Source organism: Nocardiopsis suaedae, from assembly GCF_027706745.1.
Taxonomy (GTDB): domain Bacteria; phylum Actinomycetota; class Actinomycetes; order Streptosporangiales; family Streptosporangiaceae; genus Nocardiopsis_A; species Nocardiopsis_A suaedae.
This window is the reverse complement of the sequence record NZ_JAQFWP010000003.1, coordinates 60,570-87,173: the sequence shown is the minus strand read 5'-3', so window position 1 is coordinate 87,173 and position 26,604 is coordinate 60,570. Positions and strand designations below refer to the sequence as shown.

The following is a 26,604-nucleotide window of genomic DNA, read 5'->3' as shown; positions in this document are numbered from 1 at the left end:
CCACCCGGGCGGCGCGGGCCGTTTCGACGCACGGTGCAGGATCGGCCCGGAACGGACACCGGGGGAGGGAACACATGCGGGTCTCGGCCGCGGTCTTCGACCGCGGGGCCGTACGGGTCGAGGAGCTGGACCTGCCGGAGCGGGCCGCCGGACAGGTCGACGTGCGCGTCGACGCCGCCGCGGTGTGCGGGTCGGACCTGCACACCGTGGGCGGCGCCCGGCCCGCGCCGCCGCGCACCGTGCTCGGACATGAGGGGGTCGGCACCGTCTCCGACGCCGACCCCGGCGCCCGCGACCTGCGGGGCACTCCCCTGCGCCCCGGAGACCGGGTGGTGTTCGCCCTGTACAGCGCGTGCGGAACGTGCGACCGGTGCGCGCGGGGCCTGGAGATGAAGTGCCGCTCGGTGCTGAAGTACGGGCACGAGGGCGCCGCACGACCGCCGCACGCCACCGGCACGCTGGCCGACACGGTGCGGCTGCTCCCCGGGGTTCCCGTGCTGCGCGTTCCCGGGTGGGCGGGGGACGCGCACCTGGTCTCGGCGGGGTGCGCCGTGGCCACCGCGGCGGCCGTGCTGTCCGCGGCCGGTCCCGCCGAGCCGGGCGCCCCCGCGCTCGTCCTGGGGGCCGGAGCGGTCGGCGCCTATTGCGCGGCGATGCTCCGCTCGGAGGGGCGGCAGGTGTACGTGCACGACCCCGCGCCCGGTCGGCGCGCCGCGGCCGAACGCCTGGGAGTGCGCACCGACGTGCCCGACGGGCTGGACTTCCCCTTGGTCGTGGAGGCCTCGGGGAGTGCCGCCGGGTTCGCCGCCGCGCTCGGCGCGGCCGAGACCGGGGGCCGGGTGGTGGCGGCGGGCGCGGTCAGCCCCGGCGCGACCGAGGTGCGCCTGGACCCGGCGGACCTGGTCACCCGGCGCCTGACCGTGGCCGGGGTGCACAACTACACGGCGCGGGACTTCCAGCGAGGCGTGGACTGGCTTCTGGGCCCCGGGCAGTTCCTGGACCTGGAGGCGCTGGTGTCGCCGCCGGTCCCGCTCCCGGCTCCCGGGGAGGCGGTGGAAGAGGTGTTCGCCCTGGCGCGCGGCGGGGCGCACCTGCGGGTCATGGTCGCCCCCTCAAGAGCCGGCGCCCGTTCCCCCGTGTGAACCGGCGACGGCGACGACGGCCCCGTCCCGGGGACGTGTGGGAACGCGTCCCAGCGGAATCGTCCAATCCTGCGCGGGAAGGGTGTACTCCAGCTCGGCGAGGCGTGCGCACAGCGCGGTCAGGACCGAGAGCACGACGTCCTCTCCGGGGCAGCGGTGCCCCTTGGCGACATCGCCGCCTCCTTGGGGGATGAACACGTCGTCGGCGATCGGCGGCCCGGTGAAGCGCGTCGGGTCGAAGACGTAGGGGTCCTTCCACAGCTCGTGCGAGTGGAGTTGCCCGTAGATGTCGAGCAGGACCAGCGCCCCCTCCGGGATGCGCTCGCCCTTCCATTCGGTGTCCGCACGCACCACGCCCCCGACGAAGGGCGCGAAGGGGTAGAAGCGCCGCACCTCCTGGGCGAAGGACCGCGCCTCCTCCTCCCCTTCCCGCACGCGTGCCTTCTGCTCCGGCCAGAGGGTGAACGCGTGCGCGGCGAAGGCGACGAGCCAGCACGCGGCGGTGGTCGGGCGCAGGACGTTGAGGATCTCCACCGCGGCGACGCGTGAGGGCAGCTCTTCGCCGTTCTCACGGTGGCGGGCGACCGTGTCGACCACCGACCCTTCGGGAACGCCCGCCGACCCCGACCGCACCTGGTCCACCAGCCGCGACAGCCGCCCTTCCCACTCGGCGCGTGCGATCCTCGCCCGCCAGTGGCGCGGGCCCAGCGTGGCGAACCCGTCGACCAGGGCCACGAGGTCGGCGGCGAGCCTGTCCTCGTCCTCAGAGGAGAGCGGGACGCCCGCCCAGCGCGCGACCCCGGCGGCGATGGCGCCGGCCGCCTCGTGGAACAGCACAACGGGGGACCGCTCGGGCCACGTCGCGGCGGCCTCGTCCCAGGCGGAGGCGACCGAACCGGTCAAGGACGCCACCGCATCCGGTGGGCGGGCGGTCGCGGAGAACACCTCCTTGCGGAGGCGGTGCCGTTCTCCGTCCAGACCGTGGACGGACCCGTGGCCGAAGAGCGTGGAGACGATCGGCTCGGGCGCCGCTCCGCCCCTTCGTACCCTTCCCTCGTCGTAGAGGAAGCGGACCGCCTCCGGTCCGCACATCCCCACGGTGTGCCGACCGAAGAGGCGTGTGCGGGCCAGCGGCCCCGGGGCCCTCCGGCGCAGGTCCGGAAGCCAGGCGTATCCCTTCGCCAGAAGGAACGCGGTCTCGTCGAGGATGGGCGCGCGCTGAGCGGACATGGACTCCGGCTACCCGCACGCCTCCCGGGAAAACGTCGCCCGCATCTGAGGGGGTTCCGGCCGGTCCCCGAAAAGGATACGGAGCGGGGGGGAATACCCCTTTCCTCAGGGCGCACCCGGTGCACGCCCGTCGAAACCGACTCCCGCACCCACACCCCCGGCCGATCGCACAAACAGCCCCAATGCGATAGTTCGGACCCCCGTCCCCACTTATCGGCCCATTCACCTTTCGTAGTCGCGCCCGTCCCGGACACGGCCGGTCGGAGCCTCAGGCCACCGGTTCGCCCGGGCCGCCCGGAATGCCCGACGGATTCGGCCGGAACGCAACCGCGAAAGGACGGATGAACCGCTTGCGCGGAACCGGTTCCTCCGCATCGATTCGTTCGGAAAAACGGCACGGAAAGCGTGTTTCGCCGATCCCGCCCGGAGGGCATGGAGGCAGGCGCGACCGCCCTTCCCCGGCGGTGGCACACCCCCGAAGACCAGGGAAGGAAACACAGATGCGCGAATACACCGAACCGGCCCTCACCGAGCTCGGCGACTTCCGCGGGCTCACCCTCGGCGGCGGCCCCATCCCCATCTGGGACAGCTTCCTCATCGGCGTCTTCGCCTGACAAGAAGGGAGGCACCGGTGCCCGGATACACGGCTCCGGTCCTCACGGACCTCGGCGGCTTCCACGAGGCCACCCTCGGCTCCGGCCCCCTCTCCATCTGGGACGGCACTTCCCTCGGCATCTCCCCCTGACATCGAAAGGAAAGCCCTGATGCGCGAATACACCGCACCCGCCCTCACCGACCTCGGCGACTTCCTCGAGCTCACCCTCGGCTTCGGAATCGTCCCCGTGTGGGACGGCATCGCGTACGGCATCATCCCCTAGCCCGCCCCGGGCGGCCCAGAGCCCGGCCGGGCTCTGGGCCGCCTCTGCCCCGCTCCCCCGGACCCGCTCCGACCGCCGCTGCTGAGGAGACGCGTGCACACACCGCCGACCTGGTTCGCCGTCCTCCCCGACACCGACGACGCCGTTCCGGCGGCCCGGCTGCTGACCGCCGCCGCCGACCGCGTCGTCCCGCACGCCTCCGGCCGCCCCTGGATCGCGGGCAGCTGGGGCCCCGGCGAGGCCGCACTCGTTCTGGCCGGGCCGTCCCGGCTCGCCCTCATCGGACGTTCCACCGCCGGCGCGGCGGTCCTCGAGTCCGCCCTGGCCGGCGGGCTCGACCGCATCGGCGAGCGCACCCGCGCGCTCAGCGGCTGCTTCCACCTCATCGCCGCCGTCGACGGGCGGGTGTGGGCGCGCGGGGCGTCCTCCGGGGTGCGGCGCCTCTTCCACGCCGACGTGCGCGGCGTGCGGGTGCTCGCCGACCGGGCCGACGCCCTGGCCGCCCCGGGCGCGCCGGTCGACCCCGGCGCCCTCGCGCTCCGCCTGGCCGTCCCGGGCCCGGGCGAGGGCCTGGAGCAGGCGGCCCCGCTGCGCGGCGTGGACGCGGTGCCCACCGACCACGCGGCCGTGCTCGGCACCGACGGGTCCCTGCGCCTGTCCCGCTGGTGGGAGGCGCCCCGCCCCGCGCTCTCCCCCGAGGCGGGCGCACCCGCGGTGGCCGAGGCATTGGAGGAGGCGGTCCGGGCCCGCACGCGCGCCACCGGCACCGTCGGGTGCGACCTGTCGGGCGGCTGGGACTCCACGTCGCTGTCCCTGCTCGCCGCCCGCAGCGCGGGACGCCTGGTCACCTACCGGTGGGACTCCTCCGACCCCGCCAACGACGACGCCGCGTGGGCGGACCGGGCGCGGGCCCTCCTGCCCGAGGCCATGCACCGGGTGGTCCCCGCGGCGGAGATCCCCCGGTGGTTCGCCCGCCTCGACGCGCCCTCGCCCGCGCTGGACGAGCCGCTGTCCTGCATCAGGGTGCGGGAGCGGACCCTGCACACGGCGCGCGACCTCGCCGCGCAGGGGGCCCGGCTGCACATGAACGGCCAGGGCGGCGATGAGCTGTTCGCGGGCAACTCCATCCACCTGCACGCCCTCGCCGCACGGGCGCCCTTCACCGCGATGAAGCGGGCGTGGGGCTACCGGGCCCTACTGCGGTGGCCGTTGTGGGCCACCGCGCGCGCTCTGACGGACCGGCGCGGGCACGCCCGCTCGCTGCGCCGCGCCGCCGACGCCCTTGACGCGCCCTCCGTGACACCGAGGACGCCCTTCTTCGACTGGGTCCTTCCCGCCCGGCTCCCTCCGTGGGCCACACCGGACGCCCGCGATGCGGTCGCCGGACGCATGCGCGCCGCGGCGTCCGCCGCCCCCGCCCCGTCGGCACCCACCCGCGCGCAGCACGTGAAGGTGCAGACCGTGCGCGGGTCGGGCTGCACGATGCGCCTCGTCGACCAGATCTACCGGAGCGCCGGAGTCGAGCTGGCCACCCCCTACCTCGACGACACCGTCATGGACGCGGTGCTGAGCATCGACGGCGCCCGCCTGTGCGACCCCTACCGGTACAAGCCGCTGCTCGCCGCGGCGATGCGCGGCGTGCTCCCCGAGGAGCTGCTGGAGCGCCGGACCAAGGGCGAATTCAGTGCCGACGCGTTCTCCGGGCTGAGAGAGCACCGCTCCTCACTCCTCGCGCTGACCGAGGACATGCGCCTCGAACGGCTCGGCCTGGTGGACTCACGCGCGCTGCGCGCGGCCATCACCGGCCCCCATACCGCGAGCAGCGGCCTGGCCGCGATCGAGGCCACCCTCGGTGCCGAGAACTGGCTGCGGCGGGCCCACAGGCCGCAGGCCGCCGCTTCCCCACCCTTCCCACCGCAGACGAGGATCGGAGAGGCGACATGACCGCACTGGAACTACGGCCCGAGGTCACGACCACCCCCGCGGGCGACGGCATGGTGCTGCTCGACGAACGCAGCGGCCGCTACTTCCACTTGAACGGCAGCGGGGCGGAGATCACCCGCATGCTCCTCGGCGGCGCCGACGCCGACGAGACCGCGCGGTGCCTGGCCGAGCGGTACGCCCTCAGCAGGGAGCGTGCGGCGGCGGACGTGGACGGCCTCATCGCCGCCCTCGACGGCGCGGGGCTGGTGGCGCGGTGAGCATCCCCATGGCGATGCCGGGGCGGCGGCGGCCCCCGCTGACGCGGCGGATGGCCGGACGCGCGGCGGTCCTGGCCGCACTGCTGCTGTCGCGGAGGCCGCCCCGGCGCATCCGGAGCCTGCTGACCCTGTTGCGCCGGCGGGCCCGCCCCGCGACCGCCGCGGAGGCCCAGCGCGCGCGGGACACGGTCGTCGCGGTCAGCGCGCTCTGCGCGGGCGAGGGGTGCCTTCCGCGTTCGCTCGCCACCGTGCTCCTGTGCCGGCTGCACGGGGCCCAGCCGACCTGGTGCACCGGCGTGCGGACCGAGCCCTTCAGTGCGCACGCCTGGGTCGAGGCGGAGGGCGCCCCCGTCGGGGAGCCCGCGCCGCCCGGCACCTACATGCCGCTGATGCGGGTCTGAGCACCCCCGCGTTGATCTCGGGAAAAGGACCCTACAAGCACGGCTTTAGCGTCGTTTCCCCCGAGATCAACGAGCGGGCGGCGCCGTGCGCTGTGTCCCGGAATGGCGGTGGCATAGGGTTCCCGGGATGCTCCGCCCCAGCCGCCTTCGCAGCGCCGCAGCAGTGCTGGCCGCGTTCGCGCTGGTGCTCGCACCGGCGGCCGACCCGGGTGCGCTACCGCGTCCGGAGCCCGCCGAATACACGGTCGAGGGGCTCGGCGATGCGGTGGAGATCCGCGTCGACCACTGGGGCGTTCCGCACATCTACGCCCGCAACGACGACGACCTGTACTTCGCTCAGGGCCTCAACGCCGCGCGGGACCGCCTGTTCCAGATCGACCTGTTCCGGCGCAGGGGCCTGGGCCTGATGGCCGAGGCCTTCGGCCCCGAGTACGCCGAGGGCGACCGCGCCGCCCGGCTCTTTCTCTACCGGGGGCCGATGGAGGAGGAGTGGGCGGCGTACGGGCCGCGCGCCGAACGCGTCGCAGAGCGCTTCACCGACGGTGTCAACGCCTACATCGACTGGCTGGAGGACAACCCCGCGTACCTGCCCCATGAGTTCCAGGAACTCGGCTACCGCCCCGCGCGGTGGGACCCCGAGGACGTCGTGCGGATCAGGACGAACGCCCTCACGGGCAACCTGTTCAGCGAAGTGCGGCGCGCGCGGGTCGCCTGCGCCGCCGACACCGCGACCGACCAGGCGCGCATCCGCCTCCAGCCCTCTCACACACCCCGGGTGCCGGACGGGTCCGATCCCTGCGCGCTCCCCTCCGGCGTCCTGAGGGACTACGCGCTCGCGGTCCAGGGGCTGACCATCGCGCCGCCGCCCCCGGCCGCCGGTACCCCGTGGGCCTCGGAGGGCAGCAACGCGTGGGCCGTCGCCCCGGGGCGCACCGAGACCGGGCGCCCGCTCCTGGCCACCGACCCGCACCGGGCCCTCACCTCCCCGTCACTGCGGTACCTCGCGCACCTGTCGGCACCGGGCACCGACGTGATCGGGGCGGGCGAGCCGTCGATGCCGGGGCTGGCCCTGGGGCACAACGGGACGATGGCGTTCGGCCTCACCTACATGTCCGCCGACCAAGAGGACCTGTACACCTACCGGCTGCACCCCGACGACCCGGCCCTGTACCGCTACGCCGGGGGCTGGGAGCGCATGGCCGCCGTCCGTGAGCGCATCCCCGTGCGGGGCTCCGAGCCCGTCGACACCGAACTGCTCTTCACCCGGCACGGCCCGGTCGTCCTCCGGGACGAGGACCAGGGCACCGCCTATGCGGTGCGCACCACGTGGAGCGAGCCCGGCACCGCCGCCTACTTCGGCGCCCTCCGCCTGATGCACGCGCGGGACCTGCCCTCCTTCCGCGCAGCCGCCGGGGCCTGGGGCGGCCCGCCGCTGACCTTCGTCTACGCCGACACCTCGGGGACCGTGGCCCGGGTGTCCGGCGGGGCGGTCCCCCTCCGCCCCGACCACGACGGGCTGCTCCCCGTCCCCGGCGACGGCCGCTACGAGTGGTCGGGCCTGGCCGAGGGGGCGCTGCTGCCCTGGGAGGCCGACCCGCCCGAGGGGTTCACCGCCGCCGCGAACGAGTACACCCCGGCGCCGCGGCTGCCCGCCCCCGTCGGGTACGAGTGGCCGTCGCCGTACCGGCACCGGCGCATCACCGGCGTGCTCGCCGCCGACGGCTCCTTCGGCACCGGGGACGCGATGGCCCTGCAGAACGACCGGTACAGCCTGCCCGCCGACGAGCTGGTCCCGCTGCTGCCCGGTCCGGACGCCGGGACCGGGGACACCCGGGCCGCGCTGGAGCTCCTGCACGCGTGGGACCGGACGGCCGCCGAGGACTCGGCGGGGGCCGCGCTCTTCGAGACCTGGCTGACCCGGCACCTCGCCCCGGCCGTCCACGCCTCCCGCGTCCCCGGCCGGGCCCACCCGCTCATCGGCCCGACCACCACCGAGACGCTGGTGCACGAGGTGCGGGCGCTCGACCCGGGCGAGCGCGAGCGACTGTTCGCCGCCACACTCGCCGACGCCTACGGGGAGGTCTCCTACCGGCTCGGCGGAGACCCTTCGCGATGGCGCTGGGGCGACCTGCAGTGGACCCTGTTCGAGCACCCCGCCGGGGAGCACATCGGCCCGCTGCCCCGCGGCGGCGCGTGGGACACCGTCGACGTGTCCTCTTACCGGCCCGGGGACTTCGGCCAGGCCGCCGGGGCCTCCTTCCGGGCGGTGATCGACGTAGGGGCGTGGGACCGCTCGTTCGCCGCGAGCGCGCCCGGCCAGTCCGCCGACCCCGCCTCGGAGCACTACGACGACCTGCTGCCGCTGTGGCGCAGGGGCGACTACTTCCCGCTCGTCTACTCGCGGGAGGCCGTCGAGGAGAACACGGCCGCGACCATCCGGCTGGTGCCCGCGCCGGGGGGTCAGGCGGTGGGCCCCGCGCGGGCCTCCGGCCCGAGGTAGCCCGCGAGCATCCGGGTGAGCTCGGCGACGATCCGGGCGCGCCGCCTGCACCGGCGGATCGGCGTCTCCCATCGGCGGCACGGACGGGCACGGACGGGCACTGACGGCACGGACGCCGAAGGCCGGTGATTCAACGGATGTGCCGCACCGCCGCTTCAACGCAGACTCGTGTTCCCCCGGCCGCTCACGGGAGAGCACGCTCCCCACGGCGCTCCCCTGAGGGCGGCCGGGATCGTCAACCAGCACCCCCCACGATTGGGAGACGATCCGTGTCCATCGACACCACCCCGCACACGGGCCGCACGCGCTGGGCGCGCGCGGCCGGAACCCTACTGGCGGCCGCGGCCCTCGCCCTGGGCGGCGGCACGGTCGCCACCTCGGCGCACGCCGCTCCGCTCCCGGCCGAACCCGCCGCACAGGACAACCCCCACGAGCGCGGCCCCGACCCGACAGAGGACTCGATCGAGGCCCCGCGCGGCCACTTCGACGTCGACGAGGACGACGTCTCCTCGCTCAGCGTCACCGGCTTCGGCGGCGGGACCATCTACTACCCGACCGACACCAGCGAGGGCAGGTTCGGCGCCGTGGCGATCTCGCCCGGCTACACGGCCGGCGAGTCCACGATCTCCTGGCTCGGTCCGCGGCTGGCCTCCCAGGGGTTCGTGGTCTTCACCATCGACACCATGACCCGCTACGACCAGCCGAACAGCCGGGGCCGCCAGCTCGAACGCGCCCTGGACTACCTCGTGGACGACAGCTCGGTCGCCGACCGGATCGACCCCGACCGCCTGGCCCTCATGGGGCACTCCATGGGCGGCGGCGGGACCCTTGCCGCCGCCGAGGACAACCCCGACCTGCAGGCGGCGATCCCGCTCACCGGGTGGCACACCCAGAAGACCTTCGACCTGGAGGTGCCGACCCTGGTCGTGGGCGCCGAGAACGACTCCGTCGCGTCGGTGCGCACCCACTCCATCCCGTTCTACGAGAACATGCCCGGCGGCCTGGACAAGGCGTACCTGGAGCTGAACAACGCGAACCACTTCGCGCCCAACATCTCCAACACCACCATCGCCAAGTACAGCATCTCCTGGCTGAAGCGCTTCGTCGACGACGACCTGCGCTATGACCGGTTCCTGTGCCCGGCTCCGGGGACCGACTGGGACATCTCCGACTACCGTTCCACCTGCCCCTACTAAGAATCCGCGGCATGTCCGCCTGAGCCGGATCACGAGCGGGCGGCCAGACGGACATCCGTGGAACCACCGGTCCCGCGCCCACCCCCCTGGGCGCGGGACCGCACGCTATGTACGGTGCAGACGTGTTCACCCCATCCCCCCACCTGCCCGTACTCCGCGGACGGACCCACGAGACCGGTGCGGTCGCCGCGGTGCTCGCCGCCGCCCGCGAGGGCCGCGGCGCCGCCCTGCTCGTCACCGGCGCGCCCGGGATCGGCCGCACCGCGCTCCTCGACCACGCCGAGCGCTCGGACACGGACCTGCTGGTCGTCCGGGCCGACGGCGTCCGGGCCGAGGCCGACATGCCCGGGGCCGGGCTCCAACGCCTGGTGCGCCCGCTCGCCGACCGCGTCTCCGCCCTCCGCGACCTGCACGCGCGGGCGCTCGAAGAGGTCCTCGACGGCGGCGAGGGCCGCGCCCCCGCCACCGCGGCCGCCCTGATGGCGCTGTTCACCGCGGCCGCCCGGGAGCGGCCGGTGCTGTGCGCGGTCGACGACGCGCACCTGCTCGACACCCCCTCCCGCCAGACCCTCGCGGCGGTCGCCCGCCGGGCGGGCGGTGAGCACCTCGCGGTCCTGATGTCGGCCCCCAGCGCCGCCGACCCGCTCCTGACCGGCGTCCCGGAGCTCCCGCTGCGCCCCCTGGACCGCCGCGAGGCCGAGGCGGCCGCCGCCGACGCCGCCCCCGGGGCCGCCTCCCACGTGCGTGCGGTGCTCGCCCGCGCCTGCCACGGCAACCCGCTCGCGCTCCGCGGGTTCCTCCGCCGCCTGGAACGCGCCCACCTGACGGGCGGGCGCGCCCTTCCCGATCCGCTCCCGCTCGACGAGCGGCTGCTCGAAGCGCACCGCGCCGTCCTGGAGGCCCTGCCCGAGCGCACCCGCGACATCCTCCTCCTCGCCGCCGCCGAACCCGGTGCCCGCATCGACACCCTGGTGGCCGCCGCCGACGGTACCGAGGCGTCGGTCGCCGACCTGGCCCCGGCCGAAGAGGCCGGGGCCGTACGCGCGGACGGCGACCGGCTCCGGTTCTCCGACCCCGTCCTTCCCGCCGCCGTCTACCTGCTGGCGCCCGTCGCCCGGCGCCGCGGCGCCCACGCACGGCTGGAACAGGTCTTCAGCGCCGAGCACGCCCCCTCCCGGCACGCGCGCCACCGCCACCTGGCCGCCCCCGAGCCCGACACGGCGCGCGCCGAGGCGATGGCCCGTCTCGCCGTGCGCGCGCGCACGCTCGAGGGCGACGGCGCCGCCGCCGAGGTCCTGGAACGCGCGGCGCTCCTCACCCCCGACCCGCACGACCGGGCGTTCCGGTTCGCCTCCGCCGCGGACGCGGCCTGGCGCAGCGGTCGGCCCGACCGGACCGCCGACCTGCTGGCCTCGGCTGGGCCCCCTGGGGCGACCGGGTCCGCCGGAGCCCGGGTCGACATGGTGCGCGGCCACCGTATGCTGCTCAACGGCGACGCCTTCGACGCCGCCGACACCCTGGTCTCGGCGGCCGACCGGCTCGCACCGCACGACAGGGCGCTCACGGTCGAGGCGCTCATGCACGCGGCGGACGCGGCCTCGTTCGCCGGAGACACCTTCCGCCACCACGACGTGGCGCAGCGGGGCCAAGGGCTGGTGCACGAGGACGACCCGGACGAGATGCACTTCGGCACCGCTTTCCTCCAGGGCTGCACGATGTCCTTCCAAGGGCGCTACCCCGAGGCGGCCGAACAGCTGCGCACAGCGGTGCGCCTCGCGCGCCGGATCGACGAGCCGCGCCTGCTCAAGCGCGCGTCGGTGTGCGCCCTCCGCCTGGGCGACGCCCGCCTGGTCCGCGACCTGGCCTCCCGGTCGGCGGAGACGGCGCGCAGGCGGGGCGCGGTCGCCCTCATCCCCCAAGCGCTGCAGTTCCTGGTCTATGCCGAGTTCTGGACCGCGCGCCTGCCGTCGGCCGTCGGCAACGGAATGAAAGGCCTGCGGCTGTCCCGTGAGACGGGGCAGCCCAACTGCGCCACCCACCTGCTGGCCGGGCTCAGCCTCCTCGCCGCCATCCAAGGGGACGAGAGCACCTGCCGCGCGCGGGCCGAGTCCGTCATGGAGAGCAGCCGCCGCAACGGGCTGGGACTGCCCGTCGCCCTGGCCGAATGGGCCCTGGCGCTGCTGGAGATGTCGCAGGGCGACGCGGTGGCCGCGTTCACCCGCCTCAAGACGCTCGCGCACGCCGAACCCGGGCGGGGCCATCCGACCATGCGTGTGCTCACGGCACCGCTCTTCGTCGAGGCGGCGGTGCGCAACGGCGCCGAGGACCAGGCCGAGGTCGCGTTGGCCGGGTACGAGCGGTGGGCGGAGGGTTCCGACAGCACCAGCGGGCGCGCGCTGGTGGCCCGGGGGCGGGCTCTGCTCGCGCGCGCGGGCGACTCCCAGGACTACGCGGCCCATTTCGAGGAGGCGTTGAAGTTCCACCGGTCCTGCGCGGACGACGAGGTGGAGCGGGCCCGCACGGCGTTCCTCTTCGGTACCGCGCTGCGCAGGGAGCGCGATCCCGGGCGCGCCTACGTCCACCTCCGGGACGCCCTGGAGTCGTTCGAGCGCATGGGGGCGGGTGTGTGGGCCGAGCGGGCGCGCGCCGAGCTGAGGGCCAACGGCGCCCCGGACGCGCGGACGGGGGCGCCCTCGCCGCTGGACCTGACCGAACAGCAGCGCAGCATCGCGCTGCTCGTCGCCGAGGGGGCCACCAACCGGGAGATCGCCGCGCACCTGTTCCTCAGTCCGCGGACCGTGGAGTACCACTTGCGTGCCGTCTTCCGCCGCCTGAACATCCGCTCCCGTGTCGATCTGGCGCGGCTGATGCGCTGACCTGCCGCCTCCTCCGCGCGGCGCTCGGTCCAGCGCGCGGTCCGGCGTTAGCGTGGGCCCCAAAGGCGGCGATTCGGCCGCCCTCAGCGCCCCGAATCCGCCTTCCGCGGCGCCCGGAGCCGATAGGGTTCCCTTGCGATCGCCGCATCCCCGTCACGCGGAACGAGAGAGGCATTGCCGTGTCCGAAACGGTTCGCTTGGTCTGCCCGGTGGGTCGCAAGCAAGGGGAGATCGGGGCCGGGGCCGTTCTCATCGCACTGGCGGCGCTGGCCGTCGCCGTGTCCCCGGCGCACTGGGCCAATCTGGTCCTCGGCGTCCTGCTGGCCCTGTGCGGAGCCGCGCTCATCGTGCACGGGCTGACCCTGCGCGCACCGGTCCTGGAGATCGAGGACGGCGAGTTCCGGTACATCCGGGGCCGCTACATCGTGCGCATCCCCTTCTCCGACATCGGTTCCTACTACCTGCTGTCCGGGCGGACGCGCTCGCTGGGCCTGTGCGACATGGCGGGCCGCCCGCGCGTGTTCCCCTCGACCGAGGGGCGCCGCGCGAGCCGCCCGTACCTGCCGCTGACCGGCATGACGTCGCGCCACAAGGTCGACGCCTTCATGGCCGGCGCCGGCATCCCGCAGCGGGACCGCTCCCTGACCTCGGGGCGGTAGCCCGCCGCGGGGCCGCCGTCACGGCGCCGCCGTCACCGGCACAGTCGTCACGGCACCACCGCGCCGAACCCGGGCTCGGCGCGCTCGTAGGCCTCCCCCGCCCGCAGGAGCACCCCGTCCCCGCCGGGCGCCCCGATGAGCTGCATTCCGATCGGCAGGCCGTGGCGGTCGCGGCCGACCGGAAGCGTCAGCGCGGGGCCTCCGGTGAGGTTGGCGGGGGCGCACAGGCGCACGTAGGCGTCGGCGACGCCCTCGGACGCGCCGTCGGACCAGGAGACCTCCTCCTGGCCCGCCCGCACCGCGGTCACCGGCACCGTCGGAGCGGCCACCAGGTCGACGCCGCCGAACAGCCGCGCCCAGGCGCGCGCCATCATCGTCCGGGCGCGCTGGGCGCGCAGGTGGTCGGCGGCGGTCACCGCCGTCCCCGCTTCGAGCAGGGCGCGCACGTCCGCTCCGTACAGCTCGGGGGCGGTGCGCAGGGTCGGCCCGTGGTAGGCGGAGGCCTCGGGGACCATCAGGCCCCAGTGTGCCGCCTGGACGTAGCGCCCCATCGGGATCTCGACCCCGACGGGCCGGGCCCCGAGCTCCACCAGCCGGTCGGTGGCCTGCCGGACCGCGGCCTCGACGTCGGGGTCCACACGGTCGAAGAAGTAGTTCCGCGGCACCCCCACGCGCAGCCCTTCCAGCGGAGGGCCGCCGCCGGAAGCCGGTGCACCGGCCGTGTCGGCGTCCCATCCGGGGGCCAGCGCCGAGAGCGCCAGGGCCGCGTCCCCGACGGTGCGGGTGATGGGGCCGGCGTGGTCGAGGGACCAGGACAGCGGTGTGACGCCGCGCAGGGGGACCAGCCCGAAGGTGGGCTTCAGCCCGACGACGCCGTTGAGGGCGGCGGGCACCCGGATCGAGCCGCCGGTGTCGGTGCCCAGGGCGAAGGTCGCCGCCCCCGAGGCCACCGCCACCGCCGACCCGCCGCTGGATCCTCCGGCGACCCGGTCGCGGTCCCAGGCGTTGCGCGTCTGCGGAGTGGTCAGGCCATAGGCGAACTCGTGCGTGTGGGCCTTTCCGACCAGTGCGGCCCCGGCCGCCGCGAGGCGTTCGGCGACCGCGCTGTCGGCCGCCGCCGTGTGCCCCGCGCGCACGCGCGAGCCCGCCCCGGTGGGCAGCCCCGCGACGTCGATCAGGTCCTTCAGCGCGACGGCGGTCCCGTGCACGGGGCCGAGCGGGCGCCCCTGCGCGGCCTGCTGCTCCGCCCGCCGCGCCGCAAGGTGGGCCCGGTCGGCCGTCACCGCGGCGTAGGCGCCCAGGTCCGGCTCCACCTCGCCGATCCGGTCCAGCACCGAGTCCACCAGTTCGACGGGGGACAGCCGCCGCTCACGGACGGCCTCGGCGGCGGAGGCGAGCGTCATCTCAAAGGGCTGCACCGGGCGGCTCCTCCATCGGGGCGAAGGCGGCCGCGGGCGGCGTATCCGGCAGGTCCGGATGCGTGTCCAGCTCCTGCAGGACCGCCAGGACGGAACGGACGTGCGCGGCGGTGGCCGCTCCGGCGTCCGACAGCGGCACGGGGTCGTCCGGGGGCATACCCGGCCTCCTTAATGCAAAGATTTTGCTTTAATGCGACCCTAGAACCCCCGCCCCCTAAACGCAACTTCTTAGCTTTAGTGTGGCCGACCGCACCGGCCCCTCGCCCCCGCCGCCCGCACCGCGAAAAGGGGAGGGGCCCCGCCGAACGGCGGGGCCCCTCCCTCAGTAGTGCCTCGGTCGTGGTCCGGGCGCGCGGCTCCGGGCTCAGAACTCCAGGCCCTCGGCGTCGTCGCCCATCCAGCCCTCGAGGACGCCGGGGTTCTCGGACAGCCACTCGCGGGCGCCCTTCTCCGGGTCGTCCTCGTGGTCGACGCGGACCGTGGTCAGCAGGCCGGCGAGCTGCTCATCGTCCAGCTCGAACGCCTTCATCCACTCGGCGACCTCGGGGTGGTCGTCGGAGAAGCCCTCACGGCCGGCGACCTTCATCTCCTCGGCCTCGCCCATGGCGCCCTCGGGGTCCTCGAGGTCCTTGAGGTCGTACTGGTCGTAGGCGGCGTGCGGGTGCCACAGGGTGACGACGATCGGCTCCTCATCGGCGACCGCGGTGTCCAGGGCCTCCAGCATGCTCGGGGTGGAGGACTCGACGAGCTCGTACTCGTCCTCCAGGCCGTAGGTCGGCATGGCCTCGTCCTTGGTGACGCTGGTCAGGCCCGCGCCGGACTCGATGCCCACGATCTCGCCGCCGAAGGTGTCGCCCTCGCCCTTGAGGTCCCCGATGGAGTCGATGTCCTCCATGTAGGAGGGCACCGTGAGCTGGAGCGAGGCGTTGGAGTTCCAGGCGCCCAGGTCCTCCAGGCTGTCGCCGTACTCCTCCCAGTAGGACTCGTGGGTGACGGGCAGCCAGACGTCCATGTAGAGGTCGATGTCGCCCTCGGCCAGGCCCTGGAAGGTGGGGGCGACGTCGACCTCCTCGATCTCGACGTCGTAGCCCTTCTCCTCCAGCACCGCCTTCCACAGGTGGGTGACGGCGATGTCCTCGTCCCAGGCGATCATGCCGATGCTGATCTTCTCACCGCCGCCGTCACCGCCGCCCTCCTCGGGGCCGGTGGCGACGTTGCCGCCGCCGCAAGCGCCTGCGAGCAGCAGGGCGGCCGAGGCCGCGCCCACCGCGGTGAACCGGGGGAAGCGCTGGGAATTGCGCATGTTCATCTCCTCCTTGTGGTTGGGGATGCGAGGGGGGAAGCGGGGGGCGGCCTAACGAGCGGGGTGAGGGTGTGGGCCCCGGGGTCAGCGGGCGGCCGCGGCGGCCCGCCCGGCCGGGGAGAACCGGGTGATGGCGGCGGTGAGCCGGTCCAGGTAGATGGCCAGGACGACGACGGCGATACCGCCCTCGAAGCCGACCGGCACGTTGCCCTGGGCGATGCCGCGGTAGACGTCGTTGCCCAGGCCCCCGGCGCCGACCATCCCGGCGATGACCACCATGGACAGGCTGAGCATGATGATCTGGTTGACCCCGGCCATGATCGTGGACAGCGCCAGCGGGAGCTGGATGCGGCGCAGGATCGCCCAGTCCGGGGCGCCGAACGCCTCACCGGCCTCCACCAGCTCCTTGTCGACCTGGCGGATGCCCAGCTCGGTCAGGCGCACGCCGGGCGGCATCGCGAACACGACCGTGGCGATGACGCCGGGGACCGCGCCGATGCTGAAGAACGCCACCGCGGGCAGCAGGTAGACGAAGGCCGGGAGCGTCTGCATGAAGTCCAGGACCGGACGCACCACCGTGCTGAAGCGGTCGCTGTAGGCGGCCAGGATGCCCAGCGGCAGCGACACCACGATGGCCACGCCGGTGGCCACCAGGATGAGCGCCAGGCTGGACATGGCGTTCTCCCACTTGTCCATGCTGATGATCAGCAGGAAGCCGAGCACCGTGAACAGCGCCACGCGCCAGCCCACCACCATGTAGGCCAGCAGGACGAACAGCGGGAGGACGACCAGCGAGAGCTGCACGCCCAGGGTGAAGTGGGCCAGGGTGATCGCGAAAAGGGCCACGCAGGTCAGCGCGGCCAGCAGCTCCTGGCGGGTGCCGCGGCCGTAGGTGAAGCTCAGCACCACCAGGGCGGTCAGCAGCAACAGGGCCAGCACCAGCGGCGGGTACACGTACTCGGCCTGGTACAGGCTCATCGCCGAGCTGAACAGCGCCGCCGGCATCGAGCCGACGGCGGCGGTGGCCGCGCCCCCGGCGAGTTCGGCGATGTACAGCCCGGCCCAGACGGCGACGGCGGTCCCCACCGGGCGCAGGTGGCCGCGGCGGAGCAGGCCCACCGCGATGACGGCGCAGGCGAGAAGGGTGAACTGGGTGGCCGATGTGTGGGCCAACAAGGAGGTGAGGCCCTCCACGCAGGCGCCGATGATGGCGCCGAGGACGTCGAAGAACCCCTCCAGCCTGTTGCGGAGCCACTCGATGGACGCGTCGAAGGAGTCGCCGACGGGCAGGCGCGGGACGGGAACGGTCATCGGGTTCACGAGCTGCTCCCTTCCATCGCGAGTCCGTCGAGCAAGGCGGCGCGCGGGATCACGCCGAGCATGCGGGCGTCGGCGTCGACGACGGCCAGCGGCCGCTCCGAGCGCGCCGCCGCGGCGAACAGGTCGGCCACGACGGTGGAGGGGGCGGTCGTCTCGTCGACGGGCTTCACGGCTTCGGCGATGTCACTGGCACCGTCCTTCTGCGCGGCCTCGGCGTCGTCGGCCGAGACGGCCCCCAGGAGGTGCTCGTCGGAGTCGAGCACGAAGCAGAAGTCGCTGCCCTGCTCGCGCATGGCCCGCAGCACCGCGCGCGGGGTGTCGGTCGGCGCGGCGGAGTGGGCGGCGGGGACCATCACCGATGAGGCGGTGAGCACACGGGTGCGGTCGACGTCCTCGGTGAAGGTGGCGACGTAGTCGTTGGCGGGGTGGTCCAGGATCTCCTGGGCCGTGCCGATCTGGGCGACGCGGCCGTCACGCAGCACGCAGATGCGGTCGCCCAGGCGCATCGCCTCGTTGAGGTCGTGCGTGATGAACACGATCGTCTTGCCGAGCGAGGCCTGCAGCTCCAGGAGCTGGGTCTGCATGTCGCGGCGGATCAGCGGGTCCAGGGCGCTGAAGGCCTCGTCCATGAGGATGATGTCGGTGTCGGCGGCCAGCGCGCGGGCGAGCCCGACGCGCTGCTGCATCCCGCCGGAGAGCTGGCCGGGGAGCTTGTCCTCCCAGTCCTTGAGGCCGACGAGCTCCAGCGCCTCCAGGGCCTTGGCACGCCGCTCCTCACGCGGAACGCCGCGGACCTCCAGGGCGTAGGCGGCGTTCTCCACGACCGGGCGGTGCGGGAACAGCGCGAAGTGCTGGAAGACCATGCTGACCTTCTCGCTGCGCACCTTGCGGAGCTCGGCCTTCTTGAGTCCGGTGATGTCGGTGCCGTCGATCTCGACCGTGCCGGATGTCGGCGGGAGCAGCCCGTTGAGCATCCGGATCAGGGTGGACTTCCCGGACCCGGACAGGCCCATGACCACGAAGATCTCGCCCGGCTCCACCTCGAAGGAGGTGTCGATGACGGCGGCGGTGACGCCGAGGTCGGCGATCTCGTCGCGGTGGCGTCCGTCGGAGAGCGCCTCGACGGCCGCGGCCGCCCGCCTCCCGAACACCTTGTAGAGATTCTCTGCGCGTACTGCTGGCACGGTCTCCTCTTCGGCTCCCTCATCGGCTGCGTCGCACTCGGGACCGGGGGTGAACGGGAGCGGGGGACCCGTTCCTTAAGTCCTGTTTATGCCGAAGTCGCAGGCTAACGAGGAAGTCTGACCAGTTCACATGGAATGGTCACGCCCAAATAACACGTTTAACCGGCAGCGCGGCGGCCATCCGAGGAAGTGCCGCGTTCCCGACAGCGGAGACCCACCGGGATGTGATCCGCATCACATGGTCATCGAATGTGAAACACATCACTCCCATGCGCAACACAGCAGGTCAACGCAACTACATGCCGTGACCCCGCACCCGTCGCCCGTTCCCGCGACGGGGCTGGGAGGTCTTGGGCGGGTGGCATAGAGTCGAAAGGGTGACGCACTCACGGATAGTCGCCATACTCACCGTCGCCGGGTTCCTCGCGGCGATGTGGATCTTCGAACTGTTCGACTCGGTCATGGGCGGCGCGCTGGACTCGGCGTTCGGGCTCCGCTCGTGGGACACGGGCGCGCCGTGGACGATCGTCACGGCCCCCTTCATGCACGCCAACCTCGGCCACCTCATCAGCAACTCGCTGCCGTTCCTGGTGCTGGGGTCGCTGGTGGCCCTCAGCGGAGGCCTGGGCCGGTTCATCTGGACGACGCTCATCGTGGCGGTCGTGAGCGGCGTGGGGGTGTGGCTGTTCAGCCCGCCCGGCGTGCTCACCGTCGGGGCGAGCGGGCTGGTCTTCGGCTACTTCGGCTACACCGTGCTGCGCGGGATCGTGGAGCGCAGGACCATCGACATCGTGATCATGATCAGCGTGATCATCTTCTACGGGACGCTGATCTGGGGTGTGCTGCCCCAGCAGGAGGGGGTGTCGTGGCAGGCGCACCTGTTCGGCTTCGCCGGCGGGCTGCTGTCGGCCTGGCTGCTCCCCAAGCGCGAGAGGCCCAGGGCCGCACCGCAGCCCTCGACGCCGTACTCCCCCTACCGCTTCTAGTTCCCGGGCCTCACACCCGCGTCCTCCCGAAGTTGAGGAACGCGCGGGAGGGCGTGGGGCCGCGCTGGTCCTGGTAGCGCGAGCCGTACCGCGGGGAGCCGTAGGGGTGCTCAGCGGGGGAGCTGAGGCGGAACATGCACAGCTGGCCGATCTTCATGCCGGGGTAGAGCTTCATCGGCAGGGTGGCCACGTTCGACAGCTCCAGGGTGACGTGCCCGGAGAAGCCGGGGTCGATGAACCCGGCCGTGGAGTGCGTGAGCAGCCCGAGCCGCCCCAGGGAGCTCTTGCCCTCCAAGCGGCTGGCGATGTCGTGCGGCAGGGTGACGACCTCGTAGGTGGAGGCCAGCACGAACTCGCCCGGGTGCAGGATGAACTCCGAGTCCGCCTCGACCTCCACGAGCCGCGTGAGGTCGGGCTGCTCGACCGCGGGGTCGATGTGCGGGTACTTGTGGTTCTCGAAGACCCGGAAGTACCGGTCCAGGCGGACATCGATGCTGGACGGCTGGATGAGCCCGGGGTCGTAGGGGTCGATCTTCACCCGCCCGGACTCGATTTCGGACCTGATATCGCGATCGGAGAGCAGCACGGAACAGAACCTACCTGCTGCGACGACCCCCCGGACCGCCCACCGCCCGACCAGGCGGCCCCGCGCCGGTTACCGCTCCGCCCCGGAGTCCGCTATGCTGGTCCCCGTTGGCAGCCGCAAGGCGGCCCGACGCGGATGTAGTTCAATGGTAGAACTTCAGCTTCCCAAGCTGATAACGCGGGTTCGATTCCCGTCATCCGCTCCATCCGAAAGAAAGCCCTGACCTGCGATCTCAGATCGAACAGGCAGGGCTTTTCTGCTGCCGAGGGTGCACGCGGGGGTGCACCACCTCGCCGCGGCCGCCCGTTGTGCAGACTCCGTCCCGTCATTCACGCCCTCAGCGGGGGGTGCACCAGGGTGCACGGAGGAGGCCGGCGCCCGAGCATCCGGAGTCACTCCCCGGTCTAGAGAACCGCGCGACCGCCCCTCCATATGGGAGCAACCCGTAAGCCACACGCACCCCGGAGCCCCTGGGAGGGCGACCGCCACGAGTCCTGGCCACCGGCTATTCACTGTTGATGGCGACCGCCACCGGCAGGCAAGTACACCCTGCTGGCATTGACCGTTGCGGTCCTCCCCCATCAGCGCGACCAGGCCGCGCATTATCAGGACATCCCTCCCTGCAGCGGGGCCCACTCCGAGCTCTGGAACTCCTCGGTGCCGGGCTCGGCCTTGTCCGGCACCTCGATCTCGGGGAACTCGCTGGAGATGACCCAGTCGCCGCCGCGCACGTCATCGCTCCACACGCACCGCACCTCAAGGGGCTCCAGGAAGATGGACTCGGCCTCGATGCCGTCGGAGACGTTCACCTCGGTCAGAACGGCGACCTCGGTGGTCGAGGCGTCGATCTCCTCATAGACCACCGCCACCGGCAGCGCCGAATAGGTGGCCTGCTGGGGCAGGTCGCCCAGATCCACGTCGAACCCGTAGTAGTCCAGCTCGTCCTCGATGCCCAGCTGTAACTGCTCGGCCAGCTGCTCCAGTTCCTCCTGCCCGATCCCCTGCAGTTCTACGGCATAGGCCGATCGGGTCTCGGCCTTGTCCGCGGGGTCCAAGGTCGCATTGCGGCTGACGTAGGCCGTGGTCATGGCCACGGCCCCCTCCGGGGTGTGCTCGAAGTTGACCGGGTAGCCCTCGACCTCGTGCCCGGGGGCGGGCGGGCGCAGCGGCTCGCCCTCTGCACGGGAGCGCGTGGGCGAGGGGGAGGCGGCGCTCTGCAGCTGCTCGCCGCCCGCGTTCAGGGCCGTGGTGATCGCAACGGCGGCCACGACGGCCAGCACCACCACGAGGGCGGCCGGGACGATGATGGTGGTGCGGGTTCGGCGGGCCGAGGCTGCGATCTCGTTGGGGGTACTCACGCCGCCGCCCTCCATGAACCGCTCTGGGGCAGCACGCCCGAGACGATAGGCCTGTTCATCGCCAACAGGCACAGCCCACCGATCCCCCACAGCATGCCCGTGGCGCACGGGGTGCTCCTGTTGTACCCGCTGCGGTGCCCGACCTTGCTCACCACAGTGCCGAAGCCTTCGCCGAGCGTTGCCCCAGAAGATCCGGTCGTTGGCCAGGTCCTCCATGCCGGGCGGCGCCTCGGCCCGGGTTCCAATCGGGAAAGCCGTCGGCCACGGCAAAGGCGCGGATCAATGTGTCGATGGCAAGCAGGGGAAGGTTGCTCATTGGTCTGCCTCAGTCGTCGCGATGAGGATTCACAGAAGGTGTTCCTACTGCCGAGTGTGCACGCAACGATACACCGCCCAGTCACGGCCACCCGCTACACGCGCCCTTCGTGACCCGTCAAGCCGCGCTAGTGAGATACCGACGGCCAGCTCCGGCCATCCACCATGACTCCCAGGACAGAAAACCGCTTCTTCATACCCACCCTCTCCACTGGTGAATAGCTACTTGTCGCCCGCCTCATCACCTCATAAGGTCTTGTCCGAGTCGCGATCACCTATATGTGATTACGTGACTCGCGTTCATGACTCACGGACGCGACCGGTCACAGCTACACCGAACGAGGACCTGGGGAGTGAGCACGCAGAAGACCGCCGCTCTCACCCAACCAGCAATTCCGAGGACGCCGCCAAAAGCATCGGCGACTCCGTCTACATCGACCCCTTTGACTATCCGGCTCTGATCGTCTTTCCCTGACGGCCGCTCCTTAGCGGTTGATTTGAGCCGTTTAGGGGTGGGCAGGAGCACTGGATCAACGTGATCGCGATTACTGAACTCAGTAAGAGGTTCGGCTCGAACAAGGCCGTCGACAACGTGTCCTTCTCTGCCACGCCCGGCCGGGTCACGGGGTTCCTCGGCCCCAACGGCGCAGGCAAGTCCACGACCCTTCGCATGCTGCTGGGCCTGGATCGCCCCAACTCCGGCACTGCGCTCATCGACGGCGTCCCCTACAGCAGGATCGAGCAGCCGCTCCGGGCCGTCGGCGCCCTGCTCGACGGTGCCGGGCCGGTGCCTGAGCGGCGTGGCGCCGACCACCTGCGCTGGATCGCCCAGTCCAACGGGATCCCGCGGAATCGGGTGTCCGAGGTCCTGGAGCAGGTCGGCCTCTCCCACGCGGCGAAGACCCGGGTGCGCAAGTACTCGCTGGGCATGAAGCAGCGCTTGGGTCTGGCCGCGGCGCTGCTCGGCGAGCCCCGTACGCTCGTCCTCGACGAGCCCGCCAATGGACTCGACCCCGAGGGCATCCGCACGGTCCGCACGTTTCTGCGGTCCTACGCGGCCAAAGGCAACACGGTGCTGCTGTCGAGCCACTTGATGGGCGAAACCGCCGAAACCGTCGATGACGTGGTGATCATCAATCGCGGCAGCATCATCGCCCAAGGGCCGCTCGCCGACGTCACTGCCGACCACTCCTCGCTGGAGGAGGCGTTCTTCGCGCTCACCGGTGGCACGCAAAGCGAAAGGTGGTGAGGGCCGTGATCGGCGTCGTACGCTCAGAACTCACCAAGATCACCTCATTGCCCAGCGTCCTGATCGCCACGGCCGTTCTGTTGCTGCTCGCCGTGGTCGTGCTGCTCCAACCGCTTGGCATGCTCTCCGACTCTCTCGCGGACATGCGTCCCGACGGGACCATCGAATTCTTCACCGGCCACCGACAGCGGGCCGAGTCCCTGGTTCTCGGGCTGCTGGTGGCATCCTCGCTGCAGCCAGGGTTGTTCCTGCCGATCATCGGCGCCATCATCGCCGGACAGGAGTTCCGATCCGGCCACCTGGGCGTCAGCGTCTCGGTCGTCCCACGCCGAGGGAAGCTCGTCGCCGGCAAGGTGATCGCGACCGCGCTGTACGCCCTCGCCGTCGGCGTCATCCTCGCGGCGCTGTCGACATTCTTCATGTATCTGGGGGTCCGTGACTGGAATCCCGGCATCCTGTGGAGCGCTGAGGCGCTGGCCGGGCAAGGGCGATTCCTGCTGTACGCGGTCACGGCGACCCTGATCGGATTCGCCGTCACACTGGTGGCCCGACGCACCCTTGTGGGGATCATCGCCGTCACCGCCTTCATCGCGCTGACGATGGCCCAAGTGTTCGCAGCCGTACCGGCCATCGACGCACTCCTGCCGTTGAGCGCCGCGCGCAACCTGCTTCTTGAGCCCACGACAAACGTCCTCAGCGCGAGTCCACTGCATGGAGCAGCCGTACTGACCGGCTGGGCGACGGTCGCCGTCACCGGCGCCGCCGTCGCGATCCGCCTGCGGGACGCCCGATGACGGCCGATGCCACCACGGCAGCCGTCGGCCTGCGCAGACGCGACCTTTTCGCCGCTGAAGTGACCAAGATCGTCACGCATCCGGTGACGTGGCTGGCCATTGTCGCGACGCTGGTGCTCAATACCGGGCTGGACGCCGCCGCCGCGACCGACGCCGTCCGCATCGGCGCCGGCGACGGCGCTGTGGCACTCTCCGAGCTCGGTGGCGTGCTGATGGCGCCGGTCTACGTCTTCATCTTGGTCGCGGTATTCGCGGCCGGAAGCGAATACCACAATGGGCAACTGCGCGTGACGCTCACCGCGGTGCCCGACCGGCTGCGGCTGTACGCCGCCAAGCTCGCAGCACTGCTGGCCGTGACCGTGCCCGCAGCCGTTGTGGTGGTGACCCCCGGCCGCCTGGCCCTCCTGCTCGGAGAGACGTCCGCGCCGGATATCGCGGTGGAGCTTCTGCGCTGGTACGCGGTCTACGTGGTGCTGCCGGTGATCGGCTTCGGGCTGGCGATCGTCACACGCAACGTGGTGGCGCCGCCGACACTCCTGGTTCTGGCTCCCGTACTGGTCGCCACCGGCGTATTCCAGGTGCCGGAGGTGATCCGACTGCTTCCCCACGAGGCGAGCCTGAGTCTGGTCGGCACCCCGGCCTACAGTGTCACCGAGCTCCACCCGGGCGCGGCGGCGGCCGTCCTCGCCGGGTGGGGGGTTCTCGCTGCGGCGGCGGGCGGTTACTGCCTCTTTCGTCGCGACGCCTGAGCCGATGGTTCCCACCACACTTACTCGCCCCGGCCGGACCTAAGCTCCCACCCAGGAAAGAAAGCCCTGACCTGCGATGACGCATCGATCAGGCAGGGCATTTCTCTCATGTCCAGAGCGCACCGGTAGTCGATCTTGGACGACTTCGCCATCGCCCCGCCCGCGTCGGGCGCAGCAGGTTCCTCCTCAGGTCTCCCCTGCAATGACGATGCTGCAGATGTCATCGCCACCGCACTCCGCCGGGTCGGTGGCGGCCGCCCGGGTGGCGAGGGTGCGCAGGACCCGGCGGGTGGCGGCGAGTTCGGCCATACGCCGGTCGATGTCGTCCAGGTGCTCGTGGATGAGCGCGGTGACATGGGCGCACGGCGCCTGGCCGTCGTCGCGCAAGGTGAGGACGGAACGGATCTCGGCGAGGGTCAGGCCCGCGCGCTGGGACTCCCCGATGAACGCCAACCGGGCGACGGCGGAGCCGGGGTAATCGCGGTAGCCGCCGGATGTGCGCGGGGGCGGGACCAGCAGGCCGACCTCCTCGTAGAAGCGGAGCGTCCTGGTGGACAACCCGCTTCGGGAAGCCAGTTCCCCGATGCGCATGCCCCTCACCCTATGCCTTGACCTTCCAGCGCACTGGAATGTTTACCGTGCGCATATGGCGGTGGCCCGGCAAGAGGCCACAGGGATTCCGGCCTGTTGCGCGGCCCTCCCTCTGCCGGATCACGCCCCGCCGCCCGGGTCCCGGTACGGACTTCTGGAGGAGCAGAAATGCGCATCACAGTGCTCGCGGTTCCGGAGTGCCCCCACGCCGGTCTCGCGCTGGCCCAGGTCGACGCCGCGCTGGCGGGCCGACCGGCGCAGGTGGAACTGGTCGAGGTGTCCGACCTGGAGCAGGCCGCCGCGCTCGGCATGACCGGGTCGCCGACGATCCTGATCGACGGCGCCGACCCGTTCGCGCCCGACGGTGCGGCACCCAGCGTGTCTTGCCGCCTGTACCGCGGCGCGGACGGCACCGTCTCCGGCGCCCCCGGCGAAGCCGCCGTACGCCGGGCCGTGGCCGAGGCGAACGGGCCGGACCGGTAGGCCTCGGTGGAGGAGTGCTGCACGCCATCGCGCCCTCCCAACAACGAGCGCGATCGACCGCGCCAGCCGGGGCGCCGTGCCCCCGCCGAGGCGGTCACGGTGTCCTGCGACGCGTTGACCCCCTTCACCTCTGCCGACTCGGCGCAGGTCTGGGCCGAAGCCCACCCTGACATGCCCGGCCAGGGCCATCGGGCAGGCGCTTTCGAGGAGATCGCACGACGCACCTTCGGAGCGCTCCTCGCCCCCTGACCCGCGCAGCCCGGACTACAACCCTGTACCAGGCCGCCGACCAGCGCCTGGTCACACGCGCCTGATTGGGAGCATGGCCTCCCAGGCGCCCGTCTTCCACTGCGCAAGATTCCGGGCGGGGAGATGATGGCGACCTACCTGGAAAGCTTCGAGAAGGTCTGGGACGGGGCGCGTCCCCTCGACTGAAGGAGGGCCCGTGGGCAGGCGGATCGACTACTACGACGACCCTGAGGCGCCGCAGGCCAACAGCCGTGTTCCCTCGGTGAACGTGTTCGTCGTCAACGAGCGCGACGAAGTCCTCATGATCCGCCGGACCGACAACGGCAACTGGGCCGTGCCAGGGGGCGCGATCGACCTGGGCGAGTCCGTGCCCCAGGCCGCCGTCAGGGAGACCGAGGAGGAGTCCGGGATCACCTGCGAGATCACCGGCATCGTCGGCACCTACAGCGACCCCAAGCACATCGTGTACTACACCAGCGACGGCGAGGCCCGCCAGGAGTTCTCCATCGCGCTCACCGCCCGCCCCGTCTCAGGCGAGCCGCGCACGAGCAACGAGTCCAAGGAAGTCCTCTGGCTCCCGAAGGAGAAACTCGCCGAGCTGACCATGGACCGGTCCATGCGCCTACGCATCGACCACTTCCTCCAGGGCGGACCCACCCACATCGGATGAGGTCAGCCGACCTCCGCCAACCGCTTCTCGACTGCCCGCACCGCGGCCGTCAGCAGCGGTGAGGACCGGGGGTAGAGCGCAAGCGACCCGTAATCCACAGGCGCCCCCGTGAGAGCGACCGCCCCCTAGGCGAAAAGGTCACCGTGCACCCCCATCGAGCTGAGATCCTCGGTCGCCGCTGACAGCGGCCGCCGCGCCTTGGACGACATCCCCACCCTCTACGCCGTTGCGATCTTCGGTCGCCCGCTTTCGGCGACCGCCACCTC

At 72.4% G+C, this 26,604-nt stretch carries 26 protein-coding genes and 1 tRNA gene; 18 read left to right on the top strand and 9 right to left on the bottom strand.

All coding sequences use genetic code 11. The features are described 5' to 3' along the window. Window positions 1-74: 74 nt before the first annotated feature. Window positions 75-1,142, top strand: a complete 1,068-nt coding sequence (locus O4U47_RS02710) for an alcohol dehydrogenase catalytic domain-containing protein (protein ID WP_270675862.1) — start codon at window positions 75-77, stop codon at window positions 1,140-1,142. Here the strand turns inward: O4U47_RS02710 and O4U47_RS02705 are convergent. After that, window positions 1,113-2,372: a cytochrome P450 gene (locus O4U47_RS02705; protein WP_270675860.1), complete on the bottom strand. Its 1,260-nt coding sequence runs from the start codon at window positions 2,370-2,372 to the stop codon at window positions 1,113-1,115. The genes O4U47_RS02710 and O4U47_RS02705 overlap by 30 nt on opposite strands. Before the next feature lie 500 nt (window positions 2,373-2,872). Between O4U47_RS02705 and O4U47_RS02700 the strand changes: the two genes are divergently transcribed. The 10 genes from O4U47_RS02700 (at window position 2,873) to O4U47_RS02655 (ending at window position 13,083) form a co-directional block, all read left to right on the top strand. Beyond that, window positions 2,873-2,986 carry a lasso RiPP family leader peptide-containing protein gene (locus tag O4U47_RS02700; protein WP_270675858.1) on the top strand — a complete coding sequence of 38 codons (114 nt, stop codon included), beginning with the start codon at window positions 2,873-2,875 and terminating at the stop codon, window positions 2,984-2,986. Window positions 2,987-3,003: 17 nt separating this feature from the next. Continuing rightward, window positions 3,004-3,117, top strand: a complete 114-nt coding sequence (locus O4U47_RS02695; protein WP_270675855.1) for a lasso RiPP family leader peptide-containing protein — start codon at window positions 3,004-3,006, stop codon at window positions 3,115-3,117. Window positions 3,118-3,136: 19 nt separating this feature from the next. Then, entirely contained in the window at window positions 3,137-3,250 is a 114-nt protein-coding gene (locus tag O4U47_RS02690; protein WP_270675853.1) for a lasso RiPP family leader peptide-containing protein, read from the top strand. A 93-nt stretch (window positions 3,251-3,343) separates the two neighbouring features. After that, on the top strand, window positions 3,344-5,194 hold the full coding sequence (locus tag O4U47_RS02685) for an asparagine synthase-related protein (RefSeq protein ID WP_270675851.1): 1,851 nt from the start codon (window positions 3,344-3,346) through the stop codon (window positions 5,192-5,194). Continuing rightward, window positions 5,191-5,451 carry a lasso peptide biosynthesis PqqD family chaperone gene (locus O4U47_RS02680; protein WP_270675849.1) on the top strand — a complete coding sequence of 87 codons (261 nt, stop codon included), beginning with the start codon at window positions 5,191-5,193 and terminating at the stop codon, window positions 5,449-5,451. The genes O4U47_RS02685 and O4U47_RS02680 overlap by 4 nt, the downstream gene beginning before the upstream one ends. Beyond that, window positions 5,448-5,852 carry a lasso peptide biosynthesis B2 protein gene (locus O4U47_RS02675; protein WP_270675848.1) on the top strand — a complete coding sequence of 135 codons (405 nt, stop codon included), beginning with the start codon at window positions 5,448-5,450 and terminating at the stop codon, window positions 5,850-5,852. Before O4U47_RS02680 ends, O4U47_RS02675 begins: the two co-directional genes overlap by 4 nt. Before the next feature lie 127 nt (window positions 5,853-5,979). Continuing rightward, window positions 5,980-8,352, top strand: coding sequence for a penicillin acylase family protein (locus O4U47_RS02670; protein WP_270675845.1), 2,373 nt, complete (start codon window positions 5,980-5,982; stop codon window positions 8,350-8,352). Window positions 8,353-8,621: 269 nt separating this feature from the next. Beyond that, the gene (locus tag O4U47_RS02665) at window positions 8,622-9,548 is read left to right on the top strand and encodes an alpha/beta hydrolase family protein (protein ID WP_270675843.1); all 927 of its coding nucleotides are present in this window, start codon (window positions 8,622-8,624) and stop codon (window positions 9,546-9,548) included. 122 nt (window positions 9,549-9,670) lie between these two features. Continuing rightward, window positions 9,671-12,424 (top strand): helix-turn-helix transcriptional regulator, encoded by a 2,754-nt coding sequence (locus O4U47_RS02660; RefSeq protein ID WP_270675842.1) that lies wholly within the window; start codon window positions 9,671-9,673, stop codon window positions 12,422-12,424. Window positions 12,425-12,621: 197 nt separating this feature from the next. After that, the gene (locus O4U47_RS02655) at window positions 12,622-13,083 is read left to right on the top strand and encodes a hypothetical protein (RefSeq protein WP_270676016.1); all 462 of its coding nucleotides are present in this window, start codon (window positions 12,622-12,624) and stop codon (window positions 13,081-13,083) included. A 47-nt stretch (window positions 13,084-13,130) separates the two neighbouring features. On the opposite strand, the gene O4U47_RS02650 is transcribed toward O4U47_RS02655, so the two are convergent. From O4U47_RS02650 to O4U47_RS02630, 5 genes are all read right to left on the bottom strand, one after another. Then, a complete protein-coding gene (locus O4U47_RS02650) occupies window positions 13,131-14,501 on the bottom strand; it encodes an amidase (RefSeq protein ID WP_270675840.1) in 1,371 nt (456 codons plus the stop codon). Continuing rightward, a complete protein-coding gene (locus tag O4U47_RS02645) occupies window positions 14,488-14,658 on the bottom strand; it encodes a hypothetical protein (protein ID WP_270675838.1) in 171 nt (56 codons plus the stop codon). The genes O4U47_RS02650 and O4U47_RS02645 overlap by 14 nt, the downstream gene beginning before the upstream one ends. 207 nt (window positions 14,659-14,865) lie before the next feature. Next, the gene (locus tag O4U47_RS02640) at window positions 14,866-15,810 is read right to left on the bottom strand and encodes a glycine betaine ABC transporter substrate-binding protein (protein ID WP_270675836.1); all 945 of its coding nucleotides are present in this window, start codon (window positions 15,808-15,810) and stop codon (window positions 14,866-14,868) included. Between the two features lie 78 nt (window positions 15,811-15,888). Then, window positions 15,889-17,124 carry an ABC transporter permease gene (locus O4U47_RS02635; RefSeq protein ID WP_270675834.1) on the bottom strand — a complete coding sequence of 412 codons (1,236 nt, stop codon included), beginning with the start codon at window positions 17,122-17,124 and terminating at the stop codon, window positions 15,889-15,891. Continuing rightward, the gene (locus O4U47_RS02630) at window positions 17,121-18,275 is read right to left on the bottom strand and encodes a quaternary amine ABC transporter ATP-binding protein (protein ID WP_333563628.1); all 1,155 of its coding nucleotides are present in this window, start codon (window positions 18,273-18,275) and stop codon (window positions 17,121-17,123) included. The genes O4U47_RS02635 and O4U47_RS02630 overlap by 4 nt, the downstream gene beginning before the upstream one ends. 410 nt (window positions 18,276-18,685) lie before the next feature. Here O4U47_RS02630 and O4U47_RS02625 point away from each other — a divergent pair, with 410 nt between their 5' ends. Beyond that, complete coding sequence (locus O4U47_RS02625) at window positions 18,686-19,294, top strand: rhomboid family intramembrane serine protease (RefSeq protein WP_270675830.1); 609 nt, start codon at window positions 18,686-18,688, stop codon at window positions 19,292-19,294. Between the two features lie 10 nt (window positions 19,295-19,304). Here the strand turns inward: O4U47_RS02625 and dcd are convergent, their stop codons facing one another. Beyond that, window positions 19,305-19,880: a dCTP deaminase gene (gene dcd, locus O4U47_RS02620; RefSeq protein WP_270675828.1), complete on the bottom strand. Its 576-nt coding sequence runs from the start codon at window positions 19,878-19,880 to the stop codon at window positions 19,305-19,307. Window positions 19,881-20,011: 131 nt separating this feature from the next. Between dcd and O4U47_RS02615 the strand changes: the two genes are divergently transcribed. Further along, window positions 20,012-20,085, top strand: a tRNA-Gly gene (locus tag O4U47_RS02615). A gap of 400 nt (window positions 20,086-20,485) precedes the next feature. On the opposite strand, the gene O4U47_RS02610 is transcribed toward O4U47_RS02615, so the two are convergent. After that, window positions 20,486-21,238 carry a hypothetical protein gene (locus tag O4U47_RS02610; protein ID WP_270675826.1) on the bottom strand — a complete coding sequence of 251 codons (753 nt, stop codon included), beginning with the start codon at window positions 21,236-21,238 and terminating at the stop codon, window positions 20,486-20,488. An 850-nt stretch (window positions 21,239-22,088) separates the two neighbouring features. Between O4U47_RS02610 and O4U47_RS02605 the strand changes: the two genes are divergently transcribed. From O4U47_RS02605 to O4U47_RS02595, 3 genes are read left to right on the top strand one after another with little or no spacing between them, the layout of a single operon-like run. After that, window positions 22,089-22,802 (top strand): ABC transporter ATP-binding protein, encoded by a 714-nt coding sequence (locus O4U47_RS02605; RefSeq protein WP_270675824.1) that lies wholly within the window; start codon window positions 22,089-22,091, stop codon window positions 22,800-22,802. Window positions 22,803-22,807: 5 nt separating this feature from the next. Beyond that, a complete protein-coding gene (locus O4U47_RS02600; protein ID WP_270675822.1) occupies window positions 22,808-23,596 on the top strand; it encodes an ABC transporter permease in 789 nt (262 codons plus the stop codon). Next, window positions 23,593-24,345, top strand: a complete 753-nt coding sequence (locus tag O4U47_RS02595; protein ID WP_270675820.1) for an ABC transporter — start codon at window positions 23,593-23,595, stop codon at window positions 24,343-24,345. Before O4U47_RS02600 ends, O4U47_RS02595 begins: the two co-directional genes overlap by 4 nt. A gap of 186 nt (window positions 24,346-24,531) precedes the next feature. Here O4U47_RS02595 and O4U47_RS02590 read toward each other — a convergent pair whose 3' ends face one another. Continuing rightward, the gene (locus O4U47_RS02590) at window positions 24,532-24,936 is read right to left on the bottom strand and encodes a heavy metal-responsive transcriptional regulator (protein WP_270675817.1); all 405 of its coding nucleotides are present in this window, start codon (window positions 24,934-24,936) and stop codon (window positions 24,532-24,534) included. Between the two features lie 168 nt (window positions 24,937-25,104). Between O4U47_RS02590 and O4U47_RS02585 the strand changes: the two genes are divergently transcribed. Then, a complete protein-coding gene (locus O4U47_RS02585) occupies window positions 25,105-25,419 on the top strand; it encodes a thioredoxin family protein (RefSeq protein ID WP_270675815.1) in 315 nt (104 codons plus the stop codon). A gap of 445 nt (window positions 25,420-25,864) precedes the next feature. After that, complete coding sequence (locus O4U47_RS02580; protein ID WP_270675813.1) at window positions 25,865-26,338, top strand: NUDIX hydrolase; 474 nt, start codon at window positions 25,865-25,867, stop codon at window positions 26,336-26,338. Window positions 26,339-26,604: the final 266 nt, after the last annotated feature.

Bases quoted from the DNA above. Each gene is read 5' to 3' on its own strand.
- O4U47_RS02710 (WP_270675862.1), top strand. From the start codon at position 75: ATGCGGGTCTCGGCCGCGGTCTTCGACCGCGGGGCCGTACGGGTCGAG.
- O4U47_RS02705 (WP_270675860.1), bottom strand. From the start codon at position 2,372: ATGTCCGCTCAGCGCGCGCCCATCCTCGACGAGACCGCGTTCCTTCTG.
- O4U47_RS02700 (WP_270675858.1), top strand. From the start codon at position 2,873: ATGCGCGAATACACCGAACCGGCCCTCACCGAGCTCGGCGACTTCCGC.
- O4U47_RS02690 (WP_270675853.1), top strand. From the start codon at position 3,137: ATGCGCGAATACACCGCACCCGCCCTCACCGACCTCGGCGACTTCCTC.
- O4U47_RS02680 (WP_270675849.1), top strand. From the start codon at position 5,191: ATGACCGCACTGGAACTACGGCCCGAGGTCACGACCACCCCCGCGGGC.
- O4U47_RS02670 (WP_270675845.1), top strand. From the start codon at position 5,980: ATGCTCCGCCCCAGCCGCCTTCGCAGCGCCGCAGCAGTGCTGGCCGCG.
- O4U47_RS02645 (WP_270675838.1), bottom strand. From the start codon at position 14,658: ATGCCCCCGGACGACCCCGTGCCGCTGTCGGACGCCGGAGCGGCCACC.
- O4U47_RS02640 (WP_270675836.1), bottom strand. From the start codon at position 15,810: ATGAACATGCGCAATTCCCAGCGCTTCCCCCGGTTCACCGCGGTGGGC.
- O4U47_RS02595 (WP_270675820.1), top strand. From the start codon at position 23,593: ATGACGGCCGATGCCACCACGGCAGCCGTCGGCCTGCGCAGACGCGAC.
- O4U47_RS02590 (WP_270675817.1), bottom strand. From the start codon at position 24,936: ATGCGCATCGGGGAACTGGCTTCCCGAAGCGGGTTGTCCACCAGGACG.
- O4U47_RS02585 (WP_270675815.1), top strand. From the start codon at position 25,105: ATGCGCATCACAGTGCTCGCGGTTCCGGAGTGCCCCCACGCCGGTCTC.